Origin of the sequence: Streptomyces sp. NPDC048277, assembly GCF_040652235.1 — a bacterium.
Lineage (GTDB): Bacteria > Actinomycetota > Actinomycetes > Streptomycetales > Streptomycetaceae > Streptomyces.
The window spans coordinates 93502-112256 of record NZ_JBEZLQ010000008.1; the positions used below are offsets into that span (position 1 = coordinate 93502).

Annotated in this window: 15 protein-coding genes and 1 riboswitch; of the genes, 7 read left to right on the forward strand and 8 right to left on the reverse strand. The window is 71.1% G+C overall.

Going from position 1 to position 18755, the window contains the following annotated elements; translation table 11 throughout:
• Positions 1-6: 6 nt before the first annotated feature.
• Positions 7-267, reverse strand: coding sequence for a DUF397 domain-containing protein (locus tag AB0D85_RS19265; RefSeq protein ID WP_362321530.1), 261 nt, complete (start codon positions 265-267; stop codon positions 7-9).
• The gene (locus AB0D85_RS19270) at positions 264-1139 is read right to left on the reverse strand and encodes a helix-turn-helix transcriptional regulator (RefSeq protein WP_362321532.1); all 876 of its coding nucleotides are present in this window, start codon (positions 1137-1139) and stop codon (positions 264-266) included. Before AB0D85_RS19270 ends, AB0D85_RS19265 begins: the two co-directional genes overlap by 4 nt.
• 236 nt (positions 1140-1375) lie before the next feature.
• Between AB0D85_RS19270 and AB0D85_RS19275 the strand changes: the two genes are divergently transcribed.
• Both AB0D85_RS19275 and AB0D85_RS19280 read left to right on the forward strand, forming a co-directional pair.
• Entirely contained in the window at positions 1376-1816 is a 441-nt protein-coding gene (locus tag AB0D85_RS19275) for an ATP-binding protein (protein ID WP_362321534.1), read from the forward strand.
• Positions 1817-2063: 247 nt separating this feature from the next.
• Entirely contained in the window at positions 2064-2279 is a 216-nt protein-coding gene (locus tag AB0D85_RS19280; protein ID WP_362321536.1) for a hypothetical protein, read from the forward strand.
• Between the two features lie 106 nt (positions 2280-2385).
• Here the strand turns inward: AB0D85_RS19280 and AB0D85_RS19285 are convergent, their stop codons facing one another.
• The 5 genes from AB0D85_RS19285 to AB0D85_RS19305 all read right to left on the reverse strand — a co-directional run bounded on the left by AB0D85_RS19285 (position 2386) and on the right by AB0D85_RS19305 (position 7965).
• Positions 2386-4083, reverse strand: coding sequence for an ABC transporter ATP-binding protein (locus AB0D85_RS19285; RefSeq protein ID WP_362321538.1), 1698 nt, complete (start codon positions 4081-4083; stop codon positions 2386-2388).
• Positions 4080-5006: an ABC transporter permease gene (locus AB0D85_RS19290; protein ID WP_362321541.1), complete on the reverse strand. Its 927-nt coding sequence runs from the start codon at positions 5004-5006 to the stop codon at positions 4080-4082. The genes AB0D85_RS19285 and AB0D85_RS19290 overlap by 4 nt, the downstream gene beginning before the upstream one ends.
• On the reverse strand, positions 5003-5962 hold the full coding sequence (locus tag AB0D85_RS19295; protein ID WP_362321543.1) for an ABC transporter permease: 960 nt from the start codon (positions 5960-5962) through the stop codon (positions 5003-5005). The genes AB0D85_RS19290 and AB0D85_RS19295 overlap by 4 nt, the downstream gene beginning before the upstream one ends.
• Positions 5963-5965: 3 nt before the next feature.
• A complete protein-coding gene (locus AB0D85_RS19300; RefSeq protein ID WP_362321545.1) occupies positions 5966-7585 on the reverse strand; it encodes an ABC transporter substrate-binding protein in 1620 nt (539 codons plus the stop codon).
• 206 nt (positions 7586-7791) lie between these two features.
• Entirely contained in the window at positions 7792-7965 is a 174-nt protein-coding gene (locus tag AB0D85_RS19305) for a putative leader peptide (RefSeq protein ID WP_362321547.1), read from the reverse strand.
• Positions 7944-8057: riboswitch (SAM riboswitch) on the reverse strand. Its footprint overlaps the gene before it by 22 nt.
• Positions 8058-8449: 392 nt before the next feature.
• Between AB0D85_RS19305 and AB0D85_RS19310 the strand changes: the two genes are divergently transcribed.
• From AB0D85_RS19310 to sbnA, 5 genes are all read left to right on the forward strand, one after another.
• Positions 8450-11014, forward strand: a complete 2565-nt coding sequence (locus AB0D85_RS19310) for a Pls/PosA family non-ribosomal peptide synthetase (RefSeq protein ID WP_362321549.1) — start codon at positions 8450-8452, stop codon at positions 11012-11014.
• Positions 11015-11027: 13 nt separating this feature from the next.
• Positions 11028-14318, forward strand: a complete 3291-nt coding sequence (locus AB0D85_RS19315) for an amino acid adenylation domain-containing protein (RefSeq protein ID WP_362321551.1) — start codon at positions 11028-11030, stop codon at positions 14316-14318.
• Positions 14319-14404: 86 nt separating this feature from the next.
• Positions 14405-15409 carry a TauD/TfdA family dioxygenase gene (locus AB0D85_RS19320; RefSeq protein ID WP_362321553.1) on the forward strand — a complete coding sequence of 335 codons (1005 nt, stop codon included), beginning with the start codon at positions 14405-14407 and terminating at the stop codon, positions 15407-15409.
• Positions 15406-16476 carry a 2,3-diaminopropionate biosynthesis protein SbnB gene (gene sbnB, locus AB0D85_RS19325; RefSeq protein WP_362321555.1) on the forward strand — a complete coding sequence of 357 codons (1071 nt, stop codon included), beginning with the start codon at positions 15406-15408 and terminating at the stop codon, positions 16474-16476. Before AB0D85_RS19320 ends, sbnB begins: the two co-directional genes overlap by 4 nt.
• Before the next feature lie 36 nt (positions 16477-16512).
• Positions 16513-17562, forward strand: a complete 1050-nt coding sequence (gene sbnA, locus AB0D85_RS19330) for a 2,3-diaminopropionate biosynthesis protein SbnA (RefSeq protein WP_362321557.1) — start codon at positions 16513-16515, stop codon at positions 17560-17562.
• 135 nt (positions 17563-17697) lie between these two features.
• Here the strand turns inward: sbnA and AB0D85_RS19335 are convergent, their stop codons facing one another.
• Positions 17698-18465 (reverse strand): hypothetical protein, encoded by a 768-nt coding sequence (locus AB0D85_RS19335; RefSeq protein WP_362321559.1) that lies wholly within the window; start codon positions 18463-18465, stop codon positions 17698-17700.
• Between the last annotated feature and the right edge of the window lie 290 nt (positions 18466-18755).

Here is an 18755-nt window from a genome sequence, read left to right on the forward strand (position 1 = left end):
AGGCGGTCAGCCAGTGGTCAGATGGTCGGCGAGGCCCCGTTTGACCCCGGCGACGAACGCCGTGATCTCCTCCGGGGTGTAGATCAGCGCGGGGCCGGCGGGATCGGTCGACTGGCGGAGCGCCACCCGGCCGTCGGCGAGCTGCTTCGTCTGCACGCACTGGCCTCCGTTGGGGCCGCTCCAGGGAGACTCCCAGCCCTGCTCACCGAGGTCCGAGGCGGGCATGCCGTTGTACACGTCGTGGGCACTGCCGTCCATGATGGTCATGCGTACTCCTTGCGCATGCGGTTCAGGAGCGCCGTGCTCTGTGCGTCGGAGGTCAGCAGGGACATGCGGTTGTGCGCCTCGAGATGGGCGACGACGTCGGAGCGCTGGTCCAGGTACATCGCGCCGGAGAGGATCTCGCTGTAGACGACGTCCGGAAGCTCGGGCTCCTCGAAGCGGAAGTAGGTGAACGGGGCGCACGCGCCGACATGGGCCCCGGCGGTGAACGGGACGACGTCGACGCTGACGTGCTCCAGCTCCATGACCTCCAGGAGCCGTTCGATCTGCGCCCGCATCACCTCGGGGCCGCCGACCACCCGGTGCAGGACGGCCTCCTCCATGACCACCCACAGCGTGGGCGCGTCCGTCCGCTCCAGCAGGGCCTGGCGGTGCAGCCGCAGGTTCACCCGCCGTTCCAGGTCCTCGTCACGGTCGTTGGGGAAGCCGCCGCCGAGCACGGCGCGCGCGTACTCGCGGGTCTGCAGCAGTCCCGTGACGTAGTGCGGCTCGTAGGTGCGCAGGGTCTTCGCCCCGGTCTCCAGGCTCACATAGGCGCTGAACCAGGTGGGCAGCACATCGCGGTAGGTGTGCCACCAGCCGGGCTCGTTGGCCCGCTCGGCGAAGGCGACGAACTCCTCCGTCTCCTGCCGGTCGGCGCCGTAGGTCTCGAGGAGCTTCTCCACGTAGAGAGGCTTGAGCGCCACCTCCGCCTTCTCCAGGCGGCGGATGGTCAGCGGGGCGACCCGAAGGGCCCGTGCGGCGTCCTCCAGTGACACGCCCGCTTCCTGGCGCCGCTCCTGGAGCCTGCGGCCCAGGATCATGCGCAGCACGGTGGGCGCACTGCCGCTGCCCGCGTTCGACCGGCCTTCGCTCACGCCCTACCTCCTGAAGGACTGTCACCAGGACGAGTGTGACAGGCACTTGATGATGCGACCACACCGACACCGGCATTCTGAAATTATCAGGGAGTGTGTTGCAGGTTGAACTTGGGTGCGCGCATAGTTACTTGAGCAATTCGCGTGCACGACCCCGGGCAACGTCCGGCCCCCGTCGGGATGTTGTCCAGCTCTGCCTGCTCGCCGCCGCGTCCGCCTCACGGAAGGCAACCACCGTGTCCCCCCACACGACGTCCCCTCTCGACCTGTTAGACGTAGTCGACCCCGACCAGGCCCACTGGATCGAGCTGCCCTCGCACCGCTCCAGCGTCAGAGTCGCCCGCCGCTCCGTGCGGGAGCGGCTCACCGCCTGGGGGCTGCCCGGCGAGCTGTGCGAGGACGCGGTGCTGCTCGTGTCCGAGCTCGCCACCAACGCCGTCCGGCACACGTTCAGCGTGCGCATCCTGTGCGGCATGGGCATGGTCGCCGACGGCTGTCTGCGGCTGGAGGTCCATGACCACGACTACTCGCGCCGGAGTCTGCTCCGGCGCGAACCCGGCCCCGACGACGAGGGCGGCCGGGGACTGCTGCTCGTCGAGCAGCTCGCCGACTCCTGGGGCGTCGACCGCTCCAGGCTCACCAGCGGCCACGCGGTCTGGGCCACACTGACGGCCTGAGACGGCGCCGGGCACCCAGGGGGTTTGATCGGGTGCCGGTCGGGCGGGCATGGGGGGCTCGCCCGGACCGTCCCTGCGGGCAACCGCCAGGGACGGCGCCGGCCCGGGTGGGCACGGTCGCCCCTTAGGGGGAGGGACGACCGTGCCCGCGCCGCGGTGGACATCACCACATACGCACGTGCCCGGCGCTCGTCGATGTACGCGCGTAGACCTGCATGAGCCGCCCTGTCGGGGGCATCTGGTAGGTATGGAAGGCGCGCCTGTGATCGTGCAGCCGCCGGGCGCTGACGGTGGCCGGCGGGTCACCATCCGTGGCGAGTACGTGGGTACTGCGTACCACCTGCTCGACGTCGTGGAGTTTCTGCGCGTGGCGGGCCTGCCCGAGTCCAGTACGACGGTCGACGACCCCGATCTGATCGAGTGGCGGGGCATGGGACCGAGGGCCTGGACGGCGGCGGGCTGACCCGGACACTCCGGGCGGTCAGGGCAGGTCGAACCGGTGACGCGGCACCGACCGGTCGGCCGCGTCGCGGTAGCGCTGCCGGACGCTCGGCCGCGGTGGCCAGCGCTCATGCGACGCCGGTCCTCGACTCGTCAGCTCGTCGTTTGGGCGGCGGGGCGGGGACGCCACCGCCGGGGATGGCCGCGAGCAGCTCGCGGGTGTACTCGTGGCGGGGGCTGGTGAAGAGCTCCTCCGGCGGGCCCGTCTCGACGATCCGGCCGGCCCGCATCACCGCGACCTCGTGCGCGATCTGCCGTACGACGGCCAGGTCGTGGGAGATGAACAGGTACGCCACGCCCGTGTCGGCCTGCAACTCGGCCAGCAGGTCCAGGACTTGGGCCTGCACGGACACGTCGAGCGCGGAGACCGGCTCGTCGCAGACCACCAGGTCGGGGGAGAGCGCGAGGGCACGGGCGATCGCCACCCGCTGTCGCTGCCCGCCGGACAGCTCCGCCGGCCGGCGCTCCAGCATCGTGGCCGGAAGGGCCACCCGGTCGAGCAGCTCGCGGGCCCGGACGAGCCGGGACGCACGGTCGCCGACCTTGAAGGCGCGCAGCGGCTCGGTGACGACCTCGCCGACGGAGAAACGCGGATCGAGCGAGGCGTACGGGTTCTGGTAGACGAGCTGGGCGCGGCGGCGCAGCTCCCTTTCGGGGGCGCCCTTGACGTGGGTGACGTCGGCGCCGTCGAACAGGACCTGCCCGGCGGTCGCGTCGGCGAGCCGGAGCACCAGGCGGGCTGTGGTGGACTTGCCCGAGCCCGACTCGCCGACCAGGGCGAGGGTCCGGCCGCGGTGCAGGGTGAAACCGACGTCGTCGACCGCGCGGAGGGTGCGGGGGCCGTCGCCCGTGCGGGGGAGCCTGAACTCCTTGACCAGACCGCGTGCTTCGACCAGGGGCGCGGTGTCCGCCTTCGGCGCGGGGACGGCGGCGCGTGGCCGGGCGGCGGTCAGGCTGGGCGCGCGGGCCAGCAGGCGACGGGTGTACTCGTGCTGGGGATCGGCCAGGATCTCCCGGGTGGGGCCCGCCTCGACCACCCTGCCCTGGGACATGACGACCAGGCGCTGGGCCCGGTCGGCGGCGACCCCGAGGTCATGGGTCACCAGCAGGATGGCGGTGCCCGACTCCTCGGTGAGGCGCTGGAGACGGTCGAGGATGACCCGCTGCACGGTGACGTCCAGCGCGCTGGTCGGCTCGTCGGCGATGATCAGCTCCGGCTGCGCGGCGACGGCGATGGCGATCAGCGCGCGCTGCCGCATGCCGCCGGAGAGTTCGTGCGGGTACTGGCGGGCCCGGACGGCCGCGTCGGGCAGCCCGGCCCGGTCCAGGACGGCGATCGCCTCGGCGGGGGCCGAGCGGCGGGTCGCGAGACCGTGGATGCGCAGCACCTCCGCGACCTGTTCGCCGATCCGCTTGACGGGGTTGAGCGACACCGTCGGGTCCTGCGGGACCAGCCCGATCCGCGCCCCGCGCACGGTGCGCAGCTCCGCCTCCGACAGCGCGGCCAGATCGTGCCGGCCGAAGCGGACCGTGCCCGCGTCGACGGCGCCGTTGCCCGGCAGCAGCCGGGTGATCGCGTGCGCGGTGGTGCTCTTGCCGGAGCCGGACTCGCCGACCACCGCCGTCACCTGCCCCGGCCACACGTCGAGGTCCACGCCCCGCACGGCCGCCACCGGGCCGCCCCGGGTGCGGTACGACACGGACAGGCCGCGTATCTCCAGCAGTGGTGTGGTCACGTCCTCACCGTTCTCATGTTCGTCGGTCATCGCTGCCGGGACCATTCGCCGTCCAGTGCCCGGGCGACGCGGTTGGCGGCCAGTACGGTCGCGGCGATCGCCAGCCCGGGCAGCGCGGTCAGCCACCAGGCGTTGGCCAGGTAGTTGCGGCCGTCGGAGATCAACGTGCCCCACTCCGGGGCCGGCGGCGGCGCCCCGTAGCCGAGGAAGCTCAGCGCCGACACCGCCAGGATGGAGGAGCCGAAGTCGAGGGTGGCCAGCACGACCACCGGGCCCGCGGCGTTGGGCAGCACATGCCGGCCGAGCACCGAGTACCAGCGGGCCCCGCTCGCGCGCGACGCCTCGACGAACACCGCCTGCCGCACCCGGAGTACCTCCGAGCGGGCCACCCGGGCGAACGAGGCGACACTCGCGATGCCGACCGCGACCGCCACCTTCACCGTGCCGTAGCCGAGCGCGGTGACGATCGCCAGGGACATGAACAGCGCCGGGATGGACAGGAGGACGTCCACGAACCGCATCAGCACGTCGTCCACCCAGCGGCCCACGAACCCGGCGACCACCCCGAGCAGACCGCCGACGACGAACGCGACCAGCACCGCGATCAGTGTGGCCTTCAGGGAGAGCTGGGCGCCGTGCACCACGCGGGAGAAGACGTCTCGGCCCAGCTCGTCGGTGCCGAACCAGTGTGCGCCGCTCGGGCCGCGGAAGTTCTGGGCCGGCACCCCCGTCAGCGGGTCCTGCGAGGTGAACAGGTCCGGCCGGAAGGAGGCCAGCACCACGAGTACGACGATCAGGACCGACAGCAGCAGACCGGGGCGGCGCACCACGAAGCGCAGCAACCGCCGTACGTCCACGCGGCGTTCCGGCTCCGGTCCCGTCCCGACGGGCCGGGCGGGGCCGAGCGCCGCCTCGGCCGCGTCGGCCGTGCCGTCGGCAAGGCTCCGACTCATGCGAGCGCCGCCTTTCTCTCCGGGGCCACCACGATCCGCGGATCCAGCAGCGGGTAGACGAGGTCGACGACCAGGTTCGTCGCCACGAAGATCAGTGCCCCGAACACCACCACCCCCTGGACCAGCGGGATGTCCTGAGCGGTGACGGCCGCGGCGGTCACCCGGCCGAGGCCGTCGCGCGAGAACACCGTCTCGACCACCACAGAACCGGCGATCAGCTGCCCGACCAGCAGGCCGACGACCGTCAGCGCGGGCAGTGAGGCGTTGCGCAGCGCGTGCCGCAGATGGACCCGCCGGCGGCCCGCGCCCTTGGCCCGCGCGGTCTCCACGTACGCCTGGTCCAGCGCGGTCAGCAGGCTCTTGGCCAGTACCTGCGCGACCTGTGCGCCGGTCGGGACCGCCAGGGTCAGGGCCGGCAGGATCAGGCCGCGCAACCCGTCGTTGCCGAACGCCGGGAACCAGTGCAGGCGGAAGGAGAACGCCTCCACCAGCAGCAGACCCACCCAGAACGTGGGTACCGACACCCCCAGCGGCGGTAGCGACAGCAGGAACTGCCGCAGCCAGCGCCGGGAGGTGTACGTCGCCACCACGGCCAGCCCGCCGCCGAGGACCACCGCGAACAGCAGCGCGGCAGCGGTCAGTTGGAGGGTCTGCGGCAGCGCGTCGGCCAGCGTCGAGGTCACCGGCCTGCCGGTGGACACCGAGTCGCCGAAGTCCCCGCGCACCGCCCGGCCGAGGTACTCCGCGTACTGCACGAGCACGGGCTTGTCGAAGCCGTACTCGTGCCGCAGGGCGGCCAGCTGCTTCGGATCGACCTGCCCCGAGTCCATCCCGGCACTGGCCATCGCAGTCACCGGATCACCCGGCAGGTAGTCGAGGACGAGGAACGACACCGTGTACGCCGCCCACAGCACCCCGACCGCCTGCGCGAGCCGCTTGATCACATACCGGCGCACGGTCTAGCCGATCCAGGTGTCGTGCAGCCGGATCCGGCTGGAGGCGTCGAAGTCCAGGTCGTGCACCTTCTTCGCGATGCCAAGCTGGGTCTGGAGCTCCACCACCGGCGCGTAGTAGGCGTTCTGCACGATCAGCTTCTGCGTGTCGTCGACCAGTTGCCCGCGCTGCACCGTGTCGGTGGTGGCCGCCTGACCGGCCACCCGGGTGTCGAGCGGGCCCGCCGGGATGCGGTACCAGTTGGCCAGCCGGGTGGAGAAGGAGCTGCGCAGGATGTCCGGGTCGGCCCGGGTCACGTTGCCCCACGCCGCGTCGAAGTCACCCGACTGCAGGGTCGGGGCGAACCGGGTGAGCTGGAGTTGCTTGAGGACGACGTCGACACCGACGGCCTTGAGCTGCTGCTGGATCAGCTCCAGCGCGGGCTGGTTGGTGGCCGCGTTGGGGATCCAGTCGATGGTCAGACTCAGCTTCTTGCCGCCCTTGGTCCGGATGCCGTCGCCGCCGGTCTTCCAACCTGCCTGGTCCAAGAGGGACTTGGCCCTGGCCGCGGCGAAGGGGAGATCCGCGGCGAGGTCCGTGTAGTCGGGCGTGGTGTGCGCGAGGATGCTGGTCGCGGCCTTGGTGCCGGTCGGGAAGACGGTGTCGGCGATCTGCTGCCGGTCGATGGCGAACAGGATCGCCTGCCGCACCCTGGCGTCCTTGAGGACCGGGCGTGAGTTGTTGAAGCCCAGGCCGAACACCACGCCGGGGTTGGCCCGACTCCGCAGGGCGACCTGGCCGCCCTTGAGCGCCGCCTCGTCGGCCCTGCCCACGCTGCTGATGGCGTCCACCTGGCCGGACCGGAGACTGCCGGCCCGTACGCCGGCCTCGGGCACGACCTTGAACACCAGCTTGTCCAGGTACGCCTCGCCCTTCTTGCTCCACAGCGAGGAACCCCAGTCGTACCCGGTGCGCCTGGCCAGGGTGACCGACTGGTTCTGCACGTACTGCTTCAGCACGAAGGGACCGGACCCGATCACCCCGTCGCTGCACTTCTGCTGCGGGGTCCTCTGCACGCTCGCCGAGGACTCGATACCCAGCGAATGCGTCGAAGTAGTTTGCAGGAACTGGGCGTTGGGCTGCTGGAAGGTCACCTCGACGGTGAGCGGGTCGACCACGGTGGTGGATTTGACGCCGCTCAGGTAGCCCTCGGCCAGGGTGCCCAGCGCACCGAGCTTCGGCACCGCGTCGAAGTTGTCCTTGACCACCTGCGCGGTCAGCTCGGAGCCGTCGCTGAAGGTGACACCGGACCGCAGGTGGAAGGTGAACGTCGTGGCGTCGGAGCTGATGTCCCAGCTCTTCGCCAGCCACGGCACGATTTTGCCGGTCTTCGGATCCTGGTCGGTAAGGGAGTCCACGGTCTGGCGCACCGAGTAGATGGTGTCGTTGCTGGCGACCTGCTGCGGATCCACGCAGCCGGCGTCCGACCCCACCGCGAAGGTCAGGGTGCCGCCGGACTTCGGCCGGCCGCCGCCGGAACCGGAATCGTCGCCGCTCGATCCGCAGGCGGTCAGCAGCACGCTGGTGGTCAGGAGGGCGGTCAGGGCGGTCCAGCGGGAAAGTCTGAGATCCGGAAGTGCGGTCACGGAAGGGGTTCTCCTGCTCGTGTCACCAGGCACCGGGTGCCGTGCGGGCACGGCCGTGCCTGGGCGTGCGGCCCCGGTCGGCGTGCCGCCGGTCACGGGGGAGCGCTGTTCGGACGGGGGTCAGGTGGATGCCACCGCGCACGGTGGCGGGAGGTGCCTGCGGCCGCGGCCGGTGACTCGACGTCAGCCGGTGGCGCGCAGACTCGTCAGACCTGACAGAGACAGCTGGTCGAGCGCTGCAGATCGATGTGGCGCCGACGCGAGAGCCGGGAGAACACCGAGACGACGGCGAAGGAGGCAGTCGGGTCACCGCTGTGCCGCATGCCGGTCCCTCCCCGTCTCCGGCCCCGCTCACGGGGCCACGCGCTTGCGGGGATCATCGGTGATCCCGCCGGGCTTTCACCTGGAGCACCCCACCGCGCGGGAGGGTTGCCGGTCAGCGAGCCAGGGCTTGACGCTGACACTCAATGCCGGACGCGATCGTACGGAGCGGTTTTGGCGTACGTCAATGGCGAACCGTCCGGCACACGGCGGCAGGGGCGTACGGGAGCACTGTCGCGGACCGGTACGACCGCCGCGCCCGGCGTACCCCGGGACTGAGCCGTACACCGGCTGCGGCCGGGTGGGGGCTGAGCGCGCAGTTCCCCTCGCCCCTTGCGGGGCGCTGCCCCGCTGCCGGCCGGGGGACCGCCATGCGGGTGATTCGTGGTCCCCGTCCCGGTGCGAAACCCGGGGAATACGGCGCGCTGGATCAGTCCTCCGGCACGGCCGAGCAAGGGACATAAGTGGCATGCGGTCCACTGCCTGGACAAACTGAATCCGCCGGTTCGTGATCAGGAACATCCACGTTCTCGAGGAGATCGCATGATGGAGCAGTCCTCCGAGGTCGTGTCGGTGCCGGACGGACCTTCGGTCGTCCCGAGTCACACCGGCGGCAGGGGAGCGGAGACCGAGCGGGAGCTGGCGCAGGCACTGGCCGAACTCCTGAGCACCGAGCACGTTCCGGCCGACAGCAACTTCTTCACCGACCTCGGCGCCAACTCCCTGGTCATGGCCCAGTTCTGCGCCCGAATACGCAAGCGGCCGGACCTGCCGTCCCCGTCCATGAGGGACATCTACCGGCACCCCACGATCCACAGCCTGGCGGCGGCGCTCGGCGAGGCCGCCCCCGTTCCCGCCGAGCCGGTGAGCGCCCCCTCGGCGCCCGAGCGGCCGCGCGGCAACCGGTGGAGCCATCTGCTCTGCGGCACGCTCCAGTTGCTGGTCTTCCTCGGCTACTCCTTCGTCTCCGGTTTCGCCACCGCCGTGGGGTACGAGTGGATCGCCACCGGCAAGGGCGTGGCAGACATCTATCTGCGGTCCCTGCTGTTCGGAGGCATCGGCTTCGTGGCGCTGTGCGCGTTCCCGGTCGTCGCGAAATGGCTTCTGGTGGGCCGCTGGAGACCGGGCGAGTTCCCCGTCTGGGGCCTGGCGTACGTGCGCTTCTGGATCGTCAAGGTGCTGCTGCACGCCAACCCGATGGTCCTTCTCACCGGAACCCCGCTGTACGTGCTGTACCTGCGGGCCCTCGGCGCGCGGATCGGCAAGGGGGTCACGATCCTCTCCCACTCCGTCCCGGTCTGCACCGACCTGCTGACGATCGGCTCCGGCACGGTCATCCGCAAGGACTCGTTCCTCCTCTGCTACCGGGCCCACGCGGGACACATCCAGACCGGCCGGATCACCCTCGGCACGGACGTCTACGTCGGCGAGAAGACCGTCCTGGACATCGACACCGCCATGGGCGACGGTGCCCAACTCGGCCACTCCTCCGCCCTCCACCGGGGGCAGGCGGTCCCGGACGGCGAGCACTGGCACGGCTCCCCGGCGGAACCCACCCGGACCGACTACCTCAGGGTCGCCCCGGCCCGCTGCGGCACCCTGCGACGGGTCTGGTTCGGACTCGGCACGCTGGTCCAGCTGTTCTTCCTGTACCTACCGCTGCTCGTCGGCGGAATGTACATGCTGTTCACCGAGGTACCGGCGATCGGCAGGCGACTCGACCCGGCGACGGCCGCACTGACCCCGTCGCAACTCGTGCCCGACGCACTGGTGCTGTCCCTCGTGCTGTTCTTCGGGTTCGTCGTCCTGGGGCTGCTGGCCCTGTGCACCCTTCCGCGGCTGGTGGGTCTGGTCGTCAAGCCCGACAGGACGTATCCGCTCTACGGATTCCACTACGCGCTGCACCGGGCCACGGCCCGCATGACGAACATCAAGTTCTTCGCCTGGCTCTTCGGCGACAGCTCCTACATCGTGTACTACCTCCGCGGAATCGGCTACGACCTGTCACGGGTCGAGCAGACCGGATCGAACTTCGGCACCGAAGTCCAGCACGAGACACCCCTGCTGGTCTCCGTCGGCAGCGGCACGATGGTGGCCGACGGCCTGTCCGTGGTCAACGCCGACTACTCCAGCACATCCTTCCGGGTGGCCAGGGTGGCGATCGGGCCGCACAACTTCCTCGGCAACAACATCGCCTATCCGGCGGACGGCAGGACCGGCGACAACTGCCTGCTCGCGACGAAGGTGATGATCCCCCTCGACGGCGAGATCAGGGAAGGCGTGGGGCTCCTCGGCTCACCGTGCTTCGAGATCCCCCGCTCGGTGGACCGTGACGCACGCTTCGACCACCTCAGGTCGGGCGACACCCTCCGCCGCCGGCTCGCCGCGAAGAACCGCTACAACCTCCGCTCCATGCTGATCATGCTGTTCGTGCGCTGGCTGCACACCTTCGCGCTCACCCTGTTCGGCCTCGTCTCCGCGGACCTGTACGGCACGGTCGGACATGTGGTGATCGCCGGGTACCTGGCGTTCACACTCGCCTTCTCCACCGTGTACTTCGTCCTGGTGGAGCGCTGCATCGGGTCCTTCCGTGCGCTGAGCCCCCGGCTGTGCTCCATTTACGACCCGTACTTCTGGTGGCACGAACGGCTGTGGAAGGTACCGGACCACTTCCTCGAGATCTTCAACGGAACCCCCTACAAGAGCCTGGTCTGGCGACTGCTGGGCGTGCGCATCGGCCGCCGGGTCTTCGACGACGGCTGCTACCTGACCGAGCGGACACTCGCCACCATCGGCGACGACTGCACCCTCAACGTCGGCAGCAAGATCCAGTGCCACTCGCAGGAGGACGGCACCTTCAAGTCCGACGCCACCACGCTCGGCGCCGGCTGCACGCTGGGCGTCGCCTCCCATGTGCACTACGGCGTGACCATGGGCGACGGTTCGGTGCTGGCACCCGACTCCTTCCTCATGAAGGGCGAGGAAATGCCCCCGAACGCACAGTGGGGCGGCAACCCGGCGGTGGACATGCCGGAGACCGGCAGCCGGTCCACCGCCAACGGCAGGGTCACGTCCAAAGCCAACGCCACCACGGCGACCGTGAGTTGAGGAAGGCCATTCGATGGGAACGCGCGTGGAAGCGGACCGGGAGTTCTGGAGCCGGGTACTGACCGCCGGCGGTGTCACCACCGTGCCCCGGTGGGTCCGGGAGCCGGCAGCGGGAACGGCCGAACACGAGATACCGGTGCCGGACGACGTGACGGCGGCGGTGCGGGAACTGGCCGGGCGCCAGGGCCTGCCGGCCGACGCGCTGATGCTGGCCGCGCACCTCAAGGTGCTGGCCGTGCTCTCCGGCGAGCCGGACGTGGTCACGGGGTACACCACCGGTACGCGCGGCGAGCCGCTGCCCTGCCGGACGGCCCTCCCCCCGGGGCCCTGGCAGGCACTCCTCACGACCGTCGGACACGCCGAGGCGGAGGTGCTGGCGCACCGCGACTTCCCGGTGGAGAAGCTGCGGCGGGAACTGGGGCTGACGGAGCCGCCGTACGAGACCGTGTGCGGTCCCCTCGGCGCCGACGAGCCCCACGCCGACGACGGTGTCCTGCACGTGCGCTGGTCCGACCACGGGGGACGGCTGACACTGCGGCTGCGCCACCGCACGGACGTACTCGACGCCACGGCCGCGGCCCGGATCGGCGGCTACCACCTGACCGCGCTGCGGCTGCTGACGGCGGACCCCGACGCCGACCACACCCGGCAGAGCCTGCTGTCGGCCGAGGAGGAACGGGAGCAGCTGGACGGCCTGGCCGGACCCCACCGGCCGCTGCCGGACGCCCGGGCACACGAACTGTTCGAGCAGCGGGCGCGGGCACATCCGGAGGCCGTGGCCGCCGTGCACGGCGGGCGCGAGTGGACGTACGGCGAACTCGACCGGCGCGCCAACCGGCTGGCGCGGGCCCTGCTGGCGCGGGGCCTGGGCCGGGAGGACGTCGTCGCCGTCGTCACCGAGCGCAACCTCGACTGGCCGGCCGCGGTGCTGGCGGTGTTCAAGGCGGGCGGCGTCTACCTGCCCATCGAGCCGCACTTCCCGGCCGGCCGCATCCGGGCGACGCTCTCGCGAGCGGGCTGCCGGCTGGTCCTGACCGAATCCGGCAGCACCGACACCCTCGACCAGGCGCTGGCCGGCCTGCCGGACGTCGAGAAGCTGCTCCTCGACACGGCGTACGCCGAATCGCACGCCGACGACGACCTCGGCATCGAGGTGGACCCCGGCCAACTCGCCTACATCTACTTCACCTCCGGCTCCACCGGTGAGCCGAAGGGCGCGATGTGCGAACACGCGGGCATGCTCAACCATCTCCACGCCAAGATCGACGACCTGGCGATCGGCGAGGGGTCCGTGGTGGCGCAGACGGCCCCGCAGTGCTTCGACATCTCCCTGTGGCAGCTCATCGCCCCGCTGCTGGTCGGCGGGCGAACCCTGCTGGTCGAGCAGGACGTGATCACGGACGTGGAACGGTTCGTCGACACCCTGGAGCACGGCCGGGTCGGCGTGGCGCAGGTCGTGCCGTCCTATCTGGAGGTCGTGGTCTCCTACCTGGAACGGCATCCGCGCCCGCTGCCCGACCTGCGATGTGTGTCGGTGACCGGCGAGGCCCTGAAACGGGAGCTGGTCCAGCGCTGGTTCGCGGTCCAGCCGGGCATCGGGCTCCTCAACGCCTACGGGCTGACGGAGACGTCGGACGACACCAACCACGAGGTCCTCCACGAAGTGCCCGACCGGGTGCTGCTCGGACGGCCCGTCAACAACGTGCGCGTCCACGTCGTGGACGAGCATCTGTCGCTGGTACCGCTGGGTGCCCCCGGGCTGATCGCGTTCTCCGGTGTCTGCGTGGGCCGGGGGTACGTCAACGATCCCGAGCGCACCCGGGAGGCGTACCGGACGGACCCGTACCGCCCCGGTGAACGGCTCTACCTGGGCGGGGACTGGGGACGCTGGCATCCCGGCGGCAAGCTGGAGTTCCTCGGCCGCCGGGACAGCCAGGTCAAGATCCGCGGCTTCCGCATCGAGATCGGCGAGATCGAGAACTCCCTGCTGCGGGTCGACGGAGTACGGGACGGCGCGGTGGTCGTCGCCGAACGGCCCGGCGGCGGCAAGCAGTTGATCGCCTTCTACGCCGGCGGGCGGCAGCGGCCGGAGACCCTGCGCGAGGAACTCGCCTCGGTCCTGCCCGCCTACATGGTCCCGTCGGCCTTCCACCGGCAGGACAGCCTGCCGCTGACCGCCAACGGCAAGATCGACCGGAAGGCCCTGACCGCACTGGCCCAGGAGTCGGCCCCGCGGCGGGAGGCGGAGCACGATCTCAGCCCGGCCGAGCGGCGGCTGGCCGCGGCCTGGGCCGAGCTGCTCGGGGTGCCCGAACGGCAGATCGGCCGCACGGACCACTTCTTCGACTCCGGCGGCACCTCCCTCACCGCGGTCAGACTCAGCCTCGCGCTCGACCGCGCGGTGTCCCTCAAGGACATCACCCGCCATCCGGTCCTCGCCGACCTCGCCGCCCTCCTCGACGGCAACGGCGGTGATGGTGACAGCGCCGGCGGTGGTGGTGCGGGTGCCGGTACGGCCCGGCGGCGCCCGGAGCTGCTGCTGTCCCTGTCCGGCGAGGGCGGTGTGCCTGAATGTGCCCTGGTGTGCTTCCCGTACGCGGGCGGCAACGCCGTCAACTACCAGCCGATGGCGAGCGCGCTGGCGGGCAGCGGTCTGGCGGTCCTCGCCGTGGACCTGCCCGGTCACAACCTGGCCGCGCCCCCCGAACCCTTCGCGCCGATCGAGCAGGTGGCCGAGCAGGTCGCCGCCGAGATCACGGCACGCGGCCTGACCCGCGTCATGCTGTGGGGCCACTCCTCCGGGACCGCACCGGCCGTCGAGACGGCCAGGAAGCTCCAGCAGCGGGGCGTCCAGGTGACGCGGCTCTTCCTCGGCGCGCAGCTGCTCGGCACCGCCGCCGAGCGGCAGACCGCCGTCGCCGACCTGGCCGGCCGCAGCGACGCCGAGCTCGCCGCCCGGCTGGCCACGGACGGCGGCCACACCGAACTCGCGGAACTCGACACACGGCACGCCGAACACATAGCCGCCGCCTACCGGCACGACTGCGTCTCGGCGCACCGCTACTTCCACGAGGCCCTGGCAGCCCCACCCCCGGTGAAGCTGTCCGCGCCGGTCACGGTGGTGGTCGCCGCCGACGACCCCCACACCCCCGGCCACGCCCTGCACCACCGGGACTGGCTGCTCCTGGCCGACCACGTCGAGCTCCACGAACTCGCCGACGGCGGCCACCACTTCCTCCGCACCCGACCGGCCGAGACGGCACGGGCCGTCCAGCCGGCCGTCGTACCACTCACCTCCTCCTGACCACCGTCGAGCTGATCACTCTCGAACCGATCACTCTCGAACTGACCACCGTCGAAACCCAGACGGTCGCCCGAAAGGAACCCGAGATGCCGTTCTCATCCCTGGCATCACCGCTCGATGTGCAGCTACGGCCGGACGGACCGGCACTCCTGCACGTCGATCCGCCCGACGACGCCCCGCGCTGGGCGGGCGAACACCGTGAAGCGCTGCGCGCACAGGTCGCGGAGCACGGGGCGCTGGTCGTCCGCGGCCTCGGTCTGCGGGACACCGGCCAGGTCGGTGCCGTCTTCGGGCGGCTGGCCGGTGACCTCATGACCGAGCGGGAGGCCTTCGCCCCCCGCGAGGCCCACGGCCGCGGGCTCTACTCCGCCACGCCGTGGCCTGCCAACCAGCCGATGTGCATGCACCACGAGCTGAGCTACCAGCTCCAGGTGCCCGGCCTGATGCTGTTCGCCTGCCTGACCGCGCCCGAGCAGGGCGGAGCGACGGCGGTGGCCGACGCCGAGGAGGTGCTGCGGGCCCTGCCCGGCGCGCTCACCGAACGGTTCGAGCGGGACGGATGGATCCTGACCCGCAGCTACAACGACGAGATCGGGGCGAGCCTGACGGAGTCGTTCGGCACCGGCGACCGCGCCGAGATCGAGCGCTACTGCCGGGCCAACGCCATCGACTTCCGCTGGCAGCCCGACGGCTCGCTGCGCACCGAGCAGCGCCGCAACGCCGTCGTCCGGCACCCGGCCACGGGCCGGCGCTGCTGGTTCAACCAGATCGCCTTCCTCAACGAGTGGACCCTCGCCCCCGAGGTGCGCGAGTACCTCGTGGACGTCTACGGCGCCGACGGCCTGCCGTTCAACACCCGCCACAGCGACGGCACTCCGATCGAGGAGGACGTCGTCCAGCTCATCAACTCCACCTACGAGGCACACACCCGGCGCGAACCCTGGCAGGCCGGTGACCTGCTGCTGGTGGACAACATCCGCACCGCGCACAGCCGAGAGGCGTTCACCGGGGAACGGCAGGTGCTGGTCGGCATGGCCGAGCCCGTGCGGCCGGCCGACGACTGCGCGGCGACGGAGGCGAGCGAGCGATGACCGATGTGCTGTCGTCGGCCGACCGTTCGGCCACGTCCGGGCGGGGTGGCGTACCGACCTTCGCGGTGATCACCGGTGAGCAGGTGCAGCGAGCGCTGAGCGGACGCGAGAAACAGCTCATGGAGCTGGTCGAGACCGTCTACCGGCTGCACGACGCCGGAGACTCGGTCAACCCGCCGTCGTACTTCCTGCGCTTCGCCGACCGCCCCACCTCACGGATCATCGCGCTGCCTGCCTCCCTCGGCGGACAGGTCCACGTGGACGGCCTGAAGTGGGTCTCCAGCTTCCCGGAGAACGTGAGCGCAGGGCTGCCGCGGGCCTCCGCGGTGCTCATCCTCAACGAGCACGACACGGGCTACCCGTTCGCCTGCCTGGAGAGCTCGATCATCAGCGCCACCAGGACGGCGGCGTCCGCGGCCCTGGCCGCCGACTGGCTCAGCCGCGGCCGGACCCGCCCCACCCGGGTCGGGTTCTTCGGCACCGGCCTGATCGCCCGCTACATCCACACCTTCCTGGCCGGCACCGGCTGGGACTTCGACGAGGTCGGCGTGCACGACCTGTCCGCCGACAGCGCCGCCGGCTTCAGCGGCTACCTGCGGGGGACCGGCACCGGCGCGCGGATCACCGTCCACGACAGCGCCGAGGACCTCGTCCGCGCCAGCGACCTCGTGGTCTTCGCCACCATCGCAGGCCGGCCGCATGTCACGGACCCGGCCCTGTTCACCCACAACCCGCTGGTCCTGCACGTGTCCCTGCGCGACCTCGCCCCCGAGGTCCTGCTGGCCTCGGCCAACTTCGTCGACGACGTCGAGCACTGCCTGAAGGCCGACACGTCGCCCCATCTGGTCGAACAGCTCACCGGCAACCGCGACTTCCTCAACGGAACCCTCGGCGACGTGATGGCCGGACGGGCCGCGCCGCCGGCCGACCGCCCGGTGATCTTCTCGCCCTTCGGACTCGGCGTCCTGGACCTCGCCGTCGGCAAGTACGTCTACGACGAGGTGACCCGGGCCGGAGACCTGCGTCTCATCGATGACTTCTTCCACGAACTGCGCCGGTACGGCTGAGACCGTCGTCCTCGGCCCGGCACCAGGAGGCCCGCCGTGCCCGTCATATCCGCCCCCCACGCCTTCAACGAGGGCGACCTCTTCGTCGACCTCGCGTCGATCTGCGGATACCCGCTGTATCTCAAGTGCGAGGCCTTCAACTTCGCCGGTTCCATCAAGTTGAAGGCCGCGAACGAGATGGTGGAGAGCGCCGAGCGGGACGGAATCCTGACCGCGGATTCCGTCCTCGTAGAGTCCTCGTCCGGCAACCTGGGCGTGGCACTCAGCATGATCGCCGCGAGCAAGGGCTACCGGTTCCTGTGCGTGACGGACTCCCGGTGCAACCTGTCGACCCGGCTCCTGATGGAGGCGCTCGGCAGCGAGGTGCACATCGTGGCCGACCAGGACTCCAACGGCGGGTTCCTCGGCACACGGATCGAGTACGTCCGCAACCTGTGCGCCACCGACGACCGGTACGTCTGGCTCAGCCAGTACACCAACGCCGGCAACTGGCTGGCCCACTACCGTACGACCGGCCCGGAGATCACCCGGCGGTTCCCCAACCTCGACGTCCTGTTCGTCGGGGCGGGCACCACCGGAACCCTGATGGGCTGCGCACGCTACTTCCGCGAGTACCACCGTCCGGTCCGGATCGTCGCCGTGGACGCCGTCGGCTCGGTGGCGTTCGGCGGCGAACCGGGCCGCCGGATGATCCCGGGGCTCGGGATGAGCATGCGCCCGCCGCTGCTCGACGAGTCCTTCGTCGACGAGGTGATCCGGGTGGAGGAGACGGACACCATCCGGATGTGCCACCGCCTGGCCAGACACGGCTTCCTGTTCGGCGGCTCCACCGGCACGGTGGTCAGCGGCGCCGCGGACTGGCTGTCCCGGCACGACACCAGTGACATCACCGCGGTCGCCGTCGCACCGGACCTCGGCGAGCGCTACCTCGACACCATCTACCAGACCAACTGGCTGCAGGACCTGTACGGCGACCAGGTGCTCGACACCGAGGAGACCGTACGGCCGAAGCCGAAGCCGAAGCCGCTGCCCCGGGAGGCCAAGCCGGCCTCACGACGCGCACCGGTCCGCAGACGCAGCCCCTGACAGCACCACGGCACCACGTTCCCTGCCGAAGGGAAGCCCCTCGGAGCCGCCGGCACGGCAGCACCCGAGGGGCGGGCCGTTCGGCCCCCGGAGCCCGGGGTGCGGCCGATCGCACTCGACGAGCCGAGTTCCCGGTCAGCCGGAGGCCGGGGGGCCGTCGGCCGTGTCGGTGGTGCGCAGCAGGCGCAGGAACGCCTTCACGCCCGCGATGATCTCCTGGTTGTCGGTGAGCCGGTTCACCGTGGACTCGAACTCCCTGCCCAGCGCCGCGATCCTGCGGTCCGCCTCCTCGGCCCGCTCGTACGTGCCCATCGCCAACGCGTCCACGGCGCGGCGCAGTTCGCCGAGGGCTCGGTACTGTTCCTCCGCCTTCTCCTCCAGGACCCGCGTGCCGGCCTCGGCGCGGTTCAGCCGCGCGTGCAGCTCGACGACGTCGTCCCGCGGATACGTGACGTCCTTCAGCAGGGTGCCGAGGCGCCGCCGGAGCTGGCCGAAGTACGCGCCGGCCGGGCGGAAGAAGGTGCTCAGCAGGAAGAACGCGGCGAACCAGTAGCCCGTGAACTCGCCCGTCGACCAGGTGACCGCCAGGACGACCGCCGCCGTCAGGAGGTGCCCCGCGACCGCTGCCCGGAGCATGGTGCGGGCGATGCGCGCGGCCTCGGCATCCCGGGTCGGCGAGACCTCGATCCCCTTCTCCCGGCTGACCGCGATCTCGGCGAGCACCGCATGCGCGCGGAAGTACAGGTTCCACGGCAGCGTGAGCAGGAGCAGCAGCCACAGCAGACTCAGCACGCCCGCCCCGACGCCGAACACCACCGCGGGCGGAGCCCCCGCCACGTATGCGAAGACCAGTGCCGCGGCCGCCGCCGCGACCGCTGCCACCGCCCCCAGAAATCTGCCCATGCCCCCGTCTCCTGTCCGTGCGCCGACACAGCCCATCGTCCCCGGCCCGGTGCCGGCCGGCATGAGTAGGCGTACTCAGCGGAGGTTGCGGCGCGCCCGCCGTTCGCCGGCGGAGTGCTCGTCGTACACCGGCGTCGTATACCGGGCCAAGTGGCCTGTCCCGGTACGAGGGAGTCGATACCTTGCACCGTCACCAGCTGGCCCGGTGACCAGCCCGGCCGACCTCTGGATCCGAACGCCTCGGCGAACTCGGCGTCCGCGAACAACTCGCCCAGCTCGTCACGGACCCG

Coding starts and splice junctions, on each gene's coding strand:
- AB0D85_RS19265 (WP_362321530.1), bottom strand. CDS start 267: ATGACCATCATGGACGGCAGTGCCCACGACGTGTACAACGGCATGCCC.
- AB0D85_RS19280 (WP_362321536.1), top strand. CDS start 2,064: ATGGAAGGCGCGCCTGTGATCGTGCAGCCGCCGGGCGCTGACGGTGGC.
- AB0D85_RS19285 (WP_362321538.1), bottom strand. CDS start 4,083: ATGACCGACGAACATGAGAACGGTGAGGACGTGACCACACCACTGCTG.
- AB0D85_RS19290 (WP_362321541.1), bottom strand. CDS start 5,006: ATGAGTCGGAGCCTTGCCGACGGCACGGCCGACGCGGCCGAGGCGGCG.
- AB0D85_RS19305 (WP_362321547.1), bottom strand. CDS start 7,965: ATGATCCCCGCAAGCGCGTGGCCCCGTGAGCGGGGCCGGAGACGGGGA.
- AB0D85_RS19310 (WP_362321549.1), top strand. CDS start 8,450: ATGATGGAGCAGTCCTCCGAGGTCGTGTCGGTGCCGGACGGACCTTCG.
- AB0D85_RS19315 (WP_362321551.1), top strand. CDS start 11,028: ATGGGAACGCGCGTGGAAGCGGACCGGGAGTTCTGGAGCCGGGTACTG.
- AB0D85_RS19320 (WP_362321553.1), top strand. CDS start 14,405: ATGCCGTTCTCATCCCTGGCATCACCGCTCGATGTGCAGCTACGGCCG.
- sbnB (WP_362321555.1), top strand. CDS start 15,406: ATGACCGATGTGCTGTCGTCGGCCGACCGTTCGGCCACGTCCGGGCGG.
- AB0D85_RS19335 (WP_362321559.1), bottom strand. CDS start 18,465: ATGGGCAGATTTCTGGGGGCGGTGGCAGCGGTCGCGGCGGCGGCCGCG.